Consider the following 11,712-nt stretch of genomic DNA (forward strand, 5'->3'; position numbering starts at 1 on the left):
CCCTCCCCCTGTCGGCCGACCCTCACCTGCCCATGAAGTGTAAAGAAAAGGTAATGCGGCACAACCGTCCGACCCGCCGGAACCCCGTCGCGACCGCTGCCCGTCCCCGCATCCCACTCTCCCGCACACCGTGCGATGATGACCGGGTCAACTGCATAAAGGCCGCTCGAATCCGCGCGGGAGAGTCCCGGCCCAGGCCGGGCGCCGAAGGAGCAAGTCCCTCCCTTGAATCTCTCAGGCCCCGTACCGCGTGGATGAGGCAGATCTGAAAAGCGGGCCGCCCGGCGGCCCCACCCAAGGTGCAAGCCGAACCCCCTCGGGGGCTCCCGGCGAACCTCTCAGGTTCCGATGACAGATGGGGAGGACCGTCCTCGTCGTCATGCCCTGGGAGCCTTATCCATGAGCACCGCCCCCCGTCTCACCGCCCTCGATGCCCTGCATCGTTCGCTGGGCGCCACCATGACCGACTTCGCCGGCTGGGACATGCCGCTGCGCTACGCCAGTGAGCGCGACGAGCACAACGCCGTCCGCACGAAGGCCGGGCTCTTCGACCTCTCCCACATGGGCGAGATCACGGTCACCGGACCCGGGGCCGTCGACCTGCTGAACTTCGCGCTCGTCGGCAACATCGGCACCGTCTCCCCGGGCCGCGCCCGCTACACGATGATCTGCGCCGAGGACGGCGGCATCCTGGACGACCTGATCGTCTACCGGCTCGGCGAGACCGAATACATGGTCGTCGCCAACGCCGGCAACGCCCAGCTGGTGCTGGACACGCTCACCGAGCGCGCCGCGGGCTTCGACGCCGAGGTGCGCGACGACCGCGACGCCTACGCGCTGCTCGCCGTCCAGGGTCCCGAGTCCCCCGCCATCCTGGCCTCGGTCACCGACGCCGACCTGGACGGTCTGAAGTACTACGCCGGTCTGCCCGGCACGGTCGCCGGGGTGCCGGCCCTGATCGCCCGCACCGGCTACACCGGCGAGGACGGCTTCGAGCTGTTCGTCGCGCCGGAGCACGCCGAGGAGCTGTGGAAGGCCCTCACCGAGGCCGGTGCCTCGCGCGGCCTGATCCCGTGCGGGCTCTCCTGCCGCGACACGCTGCGCCTGGAGGCCGGCATGCCGCTGTACGGGCACGAGCTGACCACCGCGCTGACCCCGTTCGACGCCGGTCTGGGCCGGGTCGTGAAGTTCGAGAAGGAGGGCGACTTCGTCGGCCGCAAGGCCCTGGAGGCCGCCGCCGAGCGCGCCGAGACCGCGCCGCCGCGCAAGCTGGTCGGCCTGGTCGCCGAGGGCCGCCGGGTCCCGCGCGCCGGCTTCCCGGTCGTCGTCGGCGGCGAGACCGTCGGCGAGGTCACCTCCGGCGCCCCCTCCCCGACGCTGGGCAGGCCGATCGCCATGGCGTACGTCGACGCGGCGTACGCCGAGCCGGGCACCGAGGGCGTCGCCGTCGACATCCGGGGCAGCCACGAGCCGTACGAGGTCGTGGCGCTGCCGTTCTACAAGCGGCGCAAGTAGCACCGTGGGAGGCGGGACCCCGCGCGACGTGACGCAGTCCTGTCTCACACCGTAAGACCACCGTCCATCAGCACTCCCCCGCGTACAGGAGAATTCAGGTCATGAGCAACCCCCAGCAGCTGCGGTACAGCAAGGAGCACGAGTGGCTGTCGGCCGTCGAGGACGGTGTGGCGACGATCGGCATCACCGAGTACGCCGCCAACGCGCTCGGCGACGTCGTCTACGCCCAGCTCCCCGCGGTCGGTGACACGGTGACCGCGGGCGAGACCTGCGGCGAGCTGGAGTCGACCAAGTCGGTCAGCGACCTGTACTCGCCGGTGACCGGTGAGGTCACCGACGCGAACCAGGACGTCGTGGACGACCCGTCGCTGGTGAACTCCGCTCCGTTCGAGGGCGGCTGGCTGTTCAAGGTGCGCGTCGCGGCGGAGCCGGAGGACCTGCTCTCCGCCGACGAGTACACCGCGTTCTCCGGCAACTAAAGACCCCAAGGGACCACCTGATGTCGCTTCTCAACTCCTCCCTCCACGAGCTGGACCCGGACGTCGCCGCCGCCGTCGACGCCGAGCTCCACCGCCAGCAGTCCACCCTCGAAATGATCGCCTCGGAGAACTTCGCTCCGGTCGCGGTCATGGAGGCCCAGGGCTCCGTCCTGACCAACAAGTACGCCGAGGGCTACCCCGGCCGCCGCTACTACGGCGGCTGCGAGCACGTCGACGTGGTCGAGCAGATCGCGATCGACCGCATCAAGGCGCTCTTCGGCGCCGAGGCCGCGAACGTCCAGCCGCACTCCGGTGCGCAGGCCAACGCCGCCGCGATGTTCGCGCTGCTGAAGCCGGGCGACACGATCATGGGCCTGAACCTGGCCCACGGCGGTCACCTGACCCACGGCATGAAGATCAACTTCTCCGGCAAGCTCTACAACGTGGTCCCGTACCACGTCGACGACACCGGCGTCGTGGACATGGCCGAGGTCGAGCGCCTGGCCAAGGAGTCCAAGCCGCAGCTGATCGTGGCCGGCTGGTCGGCCTACCCGCGCCAGCTGGACTTCGCCGCCTTCCGCCGCATCGCGGACGAGGTCGGTGCGTACCTGATGGTCGACATGGCGCACTTCGCCGGTCTGGTCGCCGCGGGCCTGCACCCCAACCCGGTGCCGCACGCCCACGTCGTCACCACCACCACGCACAAGACCCTCGGCGGCCCGCGCGGTGGCGTGATCCTCTCCACCCAGGAGCTCGCCAAGAAGATCAACTCGGCGGTCTTCCCGGGCCAGCAGGGCGGTCCGCTGGAGCACGTCATCGCGGCCAAGGCCGTCTCCTTCAAGGTCGCGGCGGGCGAGGAGTTCAAGGAGCGCCAGCAGCGCACCCTGGAGGGCGCCCGCATCCTCGCCGAGCGTCTGGTCCAGCCCGACGTCACCGAGGTGGGCGTCTCCGTGCTGTCCGGCGGCACGGACGTGCACCTGGTCCTGGTGGACCTGCGGAACTCCGAGCTGGACGGCCGGCAGGCCGAGGACCGGCTCCACGAGATCGGCATCACGGTCAACCGGAACGCCATCCCGAACGACCCGCGGCCCCCGATGGTCACCTCGGGCCTGCGGATCGGCACCCCGGCCCTCGCCACCCGCGGTTTCGGCGCCGAGGACTTCACCGAGGTCGCCGAGATCATCGCCTCGGCCCTCAAGCCGGCCTACGACGCGGAGGGCCTGAAGGCCCGGGTCACCGCGCTCGCCGAGAAGTTCCCGCTGTACCCCGGCCTGAAGAAGTAGCCGGACCGGCGCGTCCGCGCGTCCGGGAGGGGCACCGCGCACACTGAGAGGTGAGTGCGGTGCCCCGTCCCTTGTCCTCCGCTCTGTCCCCTGCTTTCCGGGCACCCCGCCCGTACCGCACCACCCGGCAGACAACGGCGTCTACCAACCCCTAGGAGTTCCCCGTGGCCATCTCGGTCTTCGACCTGTTCTCGATCGGCATCGGCCCGTCCAGCTCCCATACGGTCGGTCCGATGCGCGCCGCCCGGATGTTCGCGCGCCGTCTGAAGAACGAGGGCCTGCTCGCCCACACCGCCTCGATACGGGCCGAACTGTACGGTTCGCTCGGCGCCACCGGGCACGGCCACGGCACCCCCAAGGCCGTGCTGCTCGGTCTGGAGGGCGAGTCCCCGCGTACGGTCGACGTCGAGACGGCGGACGAACGGGTCGAGGCGATCCGCGCGACCGGCCGGATCAACCTGCTCGGCATGCACGAGATCCCCTTCGACGCCGACGAGCAGCTGGTCCTGCACCGCCGCAAGGCGCTGCCGTACCACGCCAACGGCATGACGGTCTTCGCGTACGACCACGAGGGCGCACCGCTCCTGGAGAAGACGTACTACTCGGTCGGCGGCGGCTTCGTCGTCGACGAGGACGCGGTCGGCGAGGACCGGATCGTGCTCGACGACACCGTCCTCAAGCACCCCTTCCGCACCGGCGACGAACTGCTGCGCCTGGCCCGCGACACGGGTCTGTCGATCTCCTCCCTGATGCTGGAGAACGAGCGCGCCTGGCGCACCGAGGACGAGATCCGCTCCGGGCTGCTGGACATCTGGCGCGCCATGCAGGCGTGCGTGTCGCGCGGCATGGCCCGCGAGGGCATCCTGCCCGGCGGTCTGAAGGTCCGCCGCCGCGCCGCGACCACCGCCCGCCAGCTGCGCGCCGAGGGCGACCCCCAGGCCCACGCCATGGAGTGGATCACCCTCTACGCGATGGCGGTCAACGAGGAGAACGCCGCGGGCGGCCGTGTGGTCACCGCCCCGACGAACGGCGCGGCCGGCATCATCCCGGCGGTGCTCCACTACTACATGAACTTCGCGGCGGGCGGCGCCACCGAGGCCGAGAAGGAGGACGGCATCGTCCGCTTCCTGCTGGCCGCGGGCGCCATCGGCATGCTCTTCAAGGAGAACGCCTCCATCTCCGGCGCCGAGGTCGGCTGCCAGGGCGAGGTCGGCTCCGCCTGCTCCATGGCCGCCGGCGCCCTCGCCGAGGTCCTGGGCGGCACCCCCGAGCAGGTGGAGAACGCCGCCGAGATCGGCATGGAGCACAACCTGGGCCTGACCTGCGACCCGGTCGGCGGCCTCGTCCAGATCCCCTGCATCGAGCGCAACGGCATGGCCGCCGTGAAGGCCGTCACCGCGGCGAAGATGGCCCTGCGCGGCGACGGCAGTCACAAGGTCTCCCTCGACAAGGTCATCAAGACCATGAAGGAGACCGGGGCGGACATGTCCGTGAAGTACAAGGAGACGGCCCGGGGCGGGCTCGCGGTGAACATCATCGAGTGCTGAGGCCCGTCCGGCGCCGCTGGGCGGAGGTCGGACGGTGGCCGGCAGCAGGTCCTCCCCGCTCGACGGTCGCAGGCCGTCGGTGCGATCGGCGAAGTAGCGGTCGGCGAGCGACGTCCCCGGCACGTGGCGGGCGTCCGCGAACCCGGCTTCGCGGGCCAGGGCCGGCATCTCCTGGGGGGTGCAGAAGCTGATGAAGGGCGTTCCGGATGTCCGGGCGCCCTTCTCGCTCGCCCGGAGACCGGAGCGCCCGGCCTCGTCGACGAGGCCGGGCGCCGGCAGGAAGGTCATGGCGAGCGTGGAGCCCGGGGACCTCGGCGATGAAGACGTACGGCCCGTCGCCGTTGCGGAACTGCCCGGACCGGTGGATTCCTTCGGTCGTCACGGCGGACCCTACCCCGGCCCCGGGCCGATTCCCCCGGACTCTCACGCGGGCGCGGCATACCCCCGCTCGCGGACCAGGGCGTGGACGAGCCCGGTGAAGGCGCGGGACGCGGCGCTCTCGTAGGCGTCGGTGCGGCGCAGCAGGGCGACGGTGCGGGTCGGGAGGGGCGGGTCGAGGGGGACGGGGGTGAGGTGGGGGTGGTCGTCGGTGACGGCGGCGGGCAGGACGGTGGCGAGGCCGGTGCGCTGGACGATCTCGGTGAGTGCCTGGACGGAGTTGGCCTCGACCGTGATGCGGGGCGCGGTGCGGTGCCGGGCGAGGTAGGCGTCGATGTGCGTGCGGGTGGCGAAGTCCCCGCTGAGCAGGGCGAGTTCCACGTCTCCGAGGGTGTCGGCCGGTAGCGGTCCGGTGGGCGCGCCGGGGTGGCGGTCGCCGGTCACCAGGGTGAGGGTCTCCTCGAAGAGGGCGGTGGCGCCGACGCCGGGGTGGTGGGCGCCGGTGAAGGCGATGCCGAGGTCGAGGGCGTCGGCGACGAGGGCCGATTCGACGCGGTCCTGGGTCGTCTCGGTCAGGGAGAGCGTGACGCCGGGGTGGCGGGCGCGCAGTTCGGCGGCGAGCGGGCCGACGAGGTACGCGGTGAAGGTGGGCGTGACACCGAGGCGCAGATGGCCGCGCGAGAGGTCGGTGACGTCGTGGACGGCGCGCTCGGCGGCGGCGAGGTCCCGCAGGGCGTTCCGGGCGTGGGCGAGGTAGACGGCTCCGGAGTCGGTGAGCCGGACCGTGCGGCCGGTCCGGTCCAGCAGCTGCACGCCCAGGGTCCGTTCCAGTTGCCTGATCTGCTGGGACAGCGTGGGCTGGGAGATGTGCAGCTCCTCGGCGGCACGGGTGAAGCTGCCGTGTTCCGCGACGGCGAGCAGATAGCGGAGATGACGTAGTTCGAGAGCGGCCATGCTCCGACTATAGACACGGTCGATAGAAGTCAGGCGTAACAGCTCTTGGACACTATAGGAGCAGGTCATGCATGGTGGATTCATCAAGCCCCCAGGGCCGATCCACCACCGAGAGGAGTGACCGTGCGGAACCTCGCCGACGGCGTCGCCCGATTCCAGGAGAACGTGTTCCCGGCCAAGGCGGAGCTGTTCGCCCGGCTGGCCGCGCACCACGCCCCGCACACACTGTTCATCGGCTGCTCCGACGCCCGCGTCGTGCCCGAGCTGATCACCGGCGCGGAGCCCGGCGAGCTGTTCGTCGTCCGGACCGCCGGCAATCTGGTGCCCGCGTACACGCCGGGCGCCGACGGGGTCGCCGCCAGCATCGAGTACGCCGTCACCACGCTGGGCGTCCGGGACGTCGTCGTCTGCGGCCACTCGGCGTGCGGGGCGATGACCGCGCTGGCCGAGGGCCACGATCTGAGCGGCGCCCCCGCGGTCGCCGACTGGCTGCGGCTCGCGGACACCTCGGTGGCCCGTACCGGCGGGCGCGGTGACGTCGCGGCCCTGGTGCGGCAGAACGTGCTCGCCCAGCTCGCCGGCCTGGCCACCCACCCCTCGGTGGCCGGGGCCCTGGCGGAGCGGCGGCTCACCCTGCGCGGCTGGGTCTACGACATCGCCACCGGCCGGGTCGAGGACCTCACCCCGGCCACCGCCACCGCGGCCTGAGCGGCCGCCCCCGTTCTCCGCTCCGCGCACCCCCTCCGCGCGGAGCGGCCCCACCCCCCACCGGAAGGAACCACCGATCATGGTGCACGCACAGTTCACGCCGACCGCCCGTGAGGCCCTGGCCGACCGCGCCGTCGAGGCCAAGATCCGCAAGAACCTGTCCTGGAAGGAGATCGCCGAGGCGTCGGGCCTGTCGACCGCCTTCACCACCGCCGCGGTCCTCGGCCAGCACGCCCTCCCGGCCGAGTCCGCGAAGGCCGTGGCCGAACTGCTGGGCCTGGACGACGACGCGGCCCTGCTGCTCGGGACGATCCCGACCCGCGGTTCGATCCCGGACCGGGTGCCGACCGACCCGACGATCTACCGCTTCTACGAGATGCTCCAGGTCTACGGCACCACCCTCAAGGCCCTGGTCCACGAGGAGTTCGGCGACGGCATCATCTCCGCGATCAACTTCCGCCTCGACGTGAAGAAGGTCGCGGACCCCGAGGGCGGCGAGCGCGCGGTCATCACCCTGGACGGCAAGTACCTGCCGACGAAGCCCTTCTGACGGATACCGGCATACGGCCGCCGCCCCTCCCGCCCGGGGAGGGGCGGCGGCCGTACCGCTACGCGGAGGGACTGTCGGTGCGGGGCGACGGGGCCGTCCGGTCCGCCGGTGCCGGGACGGTCCCGGAAGCCGGCCGGTCCCCGCGCCACGGAAGGAGCGGCGCGCTCGCCAGACAGAGCAGACCCGCGAGGAACAGGGTGCCGCGCACGCCCGCCGCGGTGGCGATCAGACCACCGGCGATCATGAAGACGGCCTGGCAGGCCTTGGAACCGACCGACCAGGACGTGCCGACGCGGGACATGTACGCGTCGGGGGTGGCGGCCATGCGGTACGTGGTGAACGAGGGGCCGAACACCCCCGCGCAGAGCAGCAGTCCGAAGTCGGCCACCACGATGAAGGCCACGCCGAGGGCGCCGGAGGGCGTCAGGGGCAGCAGGACCGTCCAGAGCGTGCGCGCGGCGCCGGACAGCAGCAGGACCCGGCGCGCCCCGAAGCGCCGGGTGAGCGGCGGGGCCAGCCGGGAGCCCAGCACCCCGCCCAGGCACGGCAGCCCCAGGGCGAGTCCGTAGCCCCACGGCGCCAGACCGAGGTCGTCCAGCATGAGGACGGCCATCAGCGGCGACGACATCATGACGGCGCCCCCGAAGACGAGGGCGTTGAGGAACAGCGGCCGCAGCCCGGGGTGGCCCAGGAGGAACCGCCAGCCCGCGGCGATGTCGCGGCCCACGTGGGAGGCGGCGGGGCGCCGCGGCGGGGCGGGTTCGGGTTCCCGGATGCGGCCGATGCCGAGAGCCGATCCGAGGAAGGACAGCGCGTCGGCCACCAGCGTCGCGGCCGCGCCCAGGACCCCGATCAGCAGTCCGCCGAGGGGCGGTCCGGCGCTGACGGTGATCCAGTTGGTCGTCTCGAACAGGCTGTTGGCGCGCAGCCGGTGCTCGGGCCGGACGAGCGCCTTCAGATGGGCCCCGCCCGCCGCGTCGAAGGCCACGGCCGCCGCCGTCTGGAGAATGCCGACCGCGCAGAGCTGGGCGAAGGTGAGCGCGTCGAAGGCCATGGCCAGCGGTACGGTCGCCAGCACCGCGCAGCGGACCAGATCGGCGGTGATCATGACCGGCCGCTTGCGCCGGTACTCGATGCGCACCCCGAGCGGGAGGGCGATCACCCCGCTGGCCAGCGCGGACAGGGCGGCGAGCGCGGAGACCTCGACGGGCGAGGAGTCCAGCACGAGCAGGGCGATCAGCGGCAGCGCGCCCATGCCGATCGCGCTGCCCGCCGCGCTGACGGCGTACGCCGTCCACAGCCGCCGGAAGTCCCGCCCGAGTGCGCCGTGCCGGACCAATCGAACCTCCTGGGCGGGGTGAAAGCGGTCAGCGTACTCGTCGTTCCGCGGACGCCCGGCCGCCGTCGCCGTCCGGGCGGCGACCCCCATTCTTCGAAATATTTCGAATGATTGACCGCAACAATCGGAGGGGCTAGCCTGCCGCGTGGTCCGGCGGGCGCACGGACGAGATACGCGTCCGCGTCGGCGGACGCTGTGCGATTCCTTCCGTTCTCCCACTCCGCAAGGGAACACTCCATGAGCCGAAGATCGTCGCTCGTCAGCCTGATCACCGCCGTGGCGCTGGGCGCCTGTCTCGTCGCCGTTCCGCCGGCCCTCGGGGCCGGGGGCGGGGCGGACGGGACGGAGGGGGATCCCGGTCCGGGGGCGCGGAACGCGCACTGGGTCGGGGCCTGGACCTCGATGCCGCAGCTGACCGAGCCGTCCAACATGCCGCCGGCGCCGTTCACGGGGGACGATGCGGTGCTGACGGACGCCACGCTGCGGCAGACCGTGCACGTCTCGGCGGGCGGCGACCACATCCGGCTGCGGTTCTCGAACGCGTTCGGGGGCGCGGTGCTGCCGATCACCGAGGTGTCGGTGGCGCTGCCGCGGGACGGGCGGGCCGGCACCGACGCGATCCGGCCGGGGTCCTCGCGGCGGGTGACCTTCCGGGGCGCCTCCTCGGTGGAGGTGCCGGCGGGGGCGCAGATCGTGTCCGATCCGCTGGACTTCGCGCTCGAACCGGGCTCCGAGCTGACCGCGACGGTCTATCTGGCCACCGGGCAGGCGTCCACCGCGATCACCTCGCACCCCGGTTCGCGGACGACCTCCTACCTCCGCGCCGGGAACCATGTGACGGACGCGGCGCTCCCCGGGGCGGTCCCGACCGACCACTGGTACTTCCTCAGCGGGGTGGAGGTCTGGGCCCGGGACACCGTCTCGGCGACGGCGGTGCTGGGCGACTCCCTCACGGACGGGCGGGGTTCCACCACCAATGGCAACGACCGCTGGCCCGACGTCCTCCAGCGGCGGCTGGCCGGCGGCCCGGCGCGCATCTCGGTGCTGAACCAGGCGGCGGGCGGCAACCGGCTGCTCCAGGACGGCCTCGGCCCGAACGGGCTGGCCCGGCTGGACCGCGACGTCCTGGCGCAGAGCGGTGTCGACCGGCTGATCGTCTTCGAGGGCGTCAACGACCTCGGCACGGCGGACGCCACCGCCCCGGCGCAGGAGCGGACGGCGAAGGACGTGATCGGCGCGTACGACCAGATCGTGACCCGTGCCCATGCCCTGGGCATCCGGGTCTACGGGGCCACGCTGACGCCGTTCGGCGGGAACACCGGCTACGACGATCCCGACGGCCACCGCGAGCGGGCCCGGCAGACCGTGAACCGCTGGATCCGGACCTCGGGGCGGTTCGACGCCGTGCTCGACTTCGACCGGGCCGTCCGGGACCCGGACGCGCCCCGGGCGCTGCGGGCGGAACTGGACACCGGGGACCATCTGCATCTGAACCCGGCGGGCTACCGCGCGCTGGCCGGTGCCGTACCGCAGCGCCTGTTCCTCCCGTCCGCCCTCCCGGCGGGCTTCGGCTACCGCTAGGGAGTGGCCGGAAGATCCCGCCTGCCCGGCGACGCCCGGCACGCCCAGGCACATCCGGGCGGCCGTTCCCGTGCAGGTCCCGGGCCTCTTTGCCGGAACGGCAACAGAACTGGCGGCGGTCGTGGGGCGTGGACAGGATCGGTGCCGAGCGGACCCCCGGGCCGACCGGGGGTCCGGCCGGATGCCCTGGAGGAGCCATGCCGCAGCAGCCCGTCCCCGCCCCCGTCCACCGCACCGTGCCGGGTCCGGCCGGGCGGATCCATCTGGTGGAGCAGGGCAGCGGCCCCCTGGTGCTGCTGGTGCACGGCTTCCCCGAGTCCTGGTACTCCTGGCGCCGCCAGCTTCCCGCGCTGGCGGCCGCCGGATACCGCGCGGTGGCCATGGACGTCCGCGGCTACGGGCGCTCCTCGCGGCCGGCGGACGTGTCGGCGTACCGGATGACCGAGCTGGCCGAGGACAACGTCGCGGTGGTGGAGGCCCTCGGCGAGCGGAGCGCGGTCCTCGTCGGCCACGACTGGGGGGCGACGATCGCGGCGAACTCGGCGCTGCTGCGGCCGGACGTGTTCCGCGCGGTCGCGCTGCTGAGCGTTCCGTACGCGCCGCGCGGCGGCCCCCGGCCCGGCGAGGTCTTCGCCGGGATGGGCGGGGAGGAGGAGTTCTACGTCGCGCGCTTCCAGGAGCCGGGCCGGGCCGAGGCGGAGATCGAACCCGATGTGCGCGGCTGGCTCGCCGGCTTCTACGCCGCGTTCTCCGCCGACACGATGCCCGGCCCCGACGCGCCCGATCCGCACTTCGCCGCCCGCACCGGCACCCTGCGCGAACGCTTCCCCGCCGGACGCCCCGGCTGGCTCGGCGAGGACGATCTCGACGTCTACGCGGGCGAGTTCGAGCGGACGGGGCTGACCGGCGCGCTCAACCGCTACCGGAACATGGACCGCGACTGGGAGGACCTGGCCGCCTTCGACGGGGCGCCCGTCACCCAGCCGTCGCTGTTCGTCGGCGGCACCCGCGACGCCTCCACGACCTGGCTGTCCGACGCCATCGCCGCGTATCCGGCGACACTCCCGGGCCTGGTCGCCTCTCATCTCCTGGAGGGCTGCGGCCACTGGATCCAGCAGGAGCGGCCCGAGGAGGTCAACGGGATCCTGCTCAACTGGCTTGCGTCGGCCCCGGTCCGAACCAGCCAGTCCGTCCGTACGGGCGGTTGATCCCATCCGCCCCACGCGCATCTCAACTGTTCATAACTGAGCAGGTATTCGTGGCGATCATACATTTTCGGTCACGCATGGCTTCCCTCCCCCGCATACTGGGAGTTCACTGGTCGTGACGAGTGGTGACGCGGCCGCCGTGCACGTCAGGCGGCCCGCTGCCCCGGGCC

The 11,712-nt window shown here is 72.5% G+C and carries 10 protein-coding genes, 1 pseudogene and 1 riboswitch; of the genes and pseudogenes, 8 read left to right on the forward strand and 3 right to left on the reverse strand.

All coding sequences use genetic code 11. The annotated features are described in order from the left end of the window. The first annotated feature begins 167 nt into the window (after positions 1–167). Positions 168–259: riboswitch (glycine riboswitch) on the forward strand. Positions 260–399: 140 nt separating this feature from the next. From gcvT to ACZ4FH_RS04000, 4 genes are all read left to right on the forward strand, one after another. Next, a complete protein-coding gene (gene gcvT / locus ACZ4FH_RS03985) occupies positions 400–1,515 on the forward strand; it encodes a glycine cleavage system aminomethyltransferase GcvT (protein WP_467302051.1) in 1,116 nt (371 codons plus the stop codon). A gap of 101 nt (positions 1,516–1,616) precedes the next feature. Next, the gene (gene gcvH / locus ACZ4FH_RS03990; protein WP_467302053.1) at positions 1,617–1,994 is read left to right on the forward strand and encodes a glycine cleavage system protein GcvH; all 378 of its coding nucleotides are present in this window, start codon (positions 1,617–1,619) and stop codon (positions 1,992–1,994) included. A 20-nt stretch (positions 1,995–2,014) separates the two neighbouring features. Continuing rightward, complete coding sequence (glyA, locus tag ACZ4FH_RS03995; protein ID WP_467302054.1) at positions 2,015–3,277, forward strand: serine hydroxymethyltransferase; 1,263 nt, start codon at positions 2,015–2,017, stop codon at positions 3,275–3,277. Between the two features lie 164 nt (positions 3,278–3,441). Further along, positions 3,442–4,824, forward strand: coding sequence for an L-serine ammonia-lyase (locus ACZ4FH_RS04000; protein ID WP_467302055.1), 1,383 nt, complete (start codon positions 3,442–3,444; stop codon positions 4,822–4,824). Between the two features lie 33 nt (positions 4,825–4,857). On the opposite strand, the pseudogene ACZ4FH_RS04005 reads toward ACZ4FH_RS04000, so the two are convergent. Both ACZ4FH_RS04005 and cynR read right to left on the reverse strand, forming a co-directional pair. After that, positions 4,858–5,169: pseudogene (locus ACZ4FH_RS04005) on the reverse strand (SAM-dependent methyltransferase); the annotation flags it as partial. Positions 5,170–5,247: 78 nt separating this feature from the next. Continuing rightward, entirely contained in the window at positions 5,248–6,156 is a 909-nt protein-coding gene (gene cynR / locus ACZ4FH_RS04010) for a transcriptional regulator CynR (RefSeq protein ID WP_467302056.1), read from the reverse strand. 123 nt (positions 6,157–6,279) lie between these two features. On the opposite strand from cynR, the gene ACZ4FH_RS04015 reads away from it, so the two are divergent. Together ACZ4FH_RS04015 and cynS are read left to right on the forward strand one after the other, a co-directional pair. Further along, positions 6,280–6,864 (forward strand): carbonic anhydrase, encoded by a 585-nt coding sequence (locus tag ACZ4FH_RS04015; protein ID WP_467302058.1) that lies wholly within the window; start codon positions 6,280–6,282, stop codon positions 6,862–6,864. Between the two features lie 79 nt (positions 6,865–6,943). Further along, positions 6,944–7,414, forward strand: a complete 471-nt coding sequence (cynS, locus tag ACZ4FH_RS04020) for a cyanase (protein WP_467302059.1) — start codon at positions 6,944–6,946, stop codon at positions 7,412–7,414. A 58-nt stretch (positions 7,415–7,472) separates the two neighbouring features. Here cynS and ACZ4FH_RS04025 read toward each other — a convergent pair whose 3' ends face one another. Continuing rightward, positions 7,473–8,753, reverse strand: a complete 1,281-nt coding sequence (locus ACZ4FH_RS04025) for an MFS transporter (RefSeq protein WP_467302060.1) — start codon at positions 8,751–8,753, stop codon at positions 7,473–7,475. Between the two features lie 237 nt (positions 8,754–8,990). On the opposite strand from ACZ4FH_RS04025, the gene ACZ4FH_RS04030 reads away from it, so the two are divergent. Both ACZ4FH_RS04030 and ACZ4FH_RS04035 read left to right on the forward strand, forming a co-directional pair. Continuing rightward, a complete protein-coding gene (locus tag ACZ4FH_RS04030; RefSeq protein ID WP_467302061.1) occupies positions 8,991–10,334 on the forward strand; it encodes an SGNH/GDSL hydrolase family protein in 1,344 nt (447 codons plus the stop codon). A 197-nt stretch (positions 10,335–10,531) separates the two neighbouring features. Beyond that, the gene (locus ACZ4FH_RS04035; protein ID WP_467302063.1) at positions 10,532–11,542 is read left to right on the forward strand and encodes an alpha/beta hydrolase; all 1,011 of its coding nucleotides are present in this window, start codon (positions 10,532–10,534) and stop codon (positions 11,540–11,542) included. The last annotated feature ends 170 nt before the right edge of the window (positions 11,543–11,712 follow it).

The organism is Streptomyces sp. NPDC024555 (assembly GCF_055559335.1).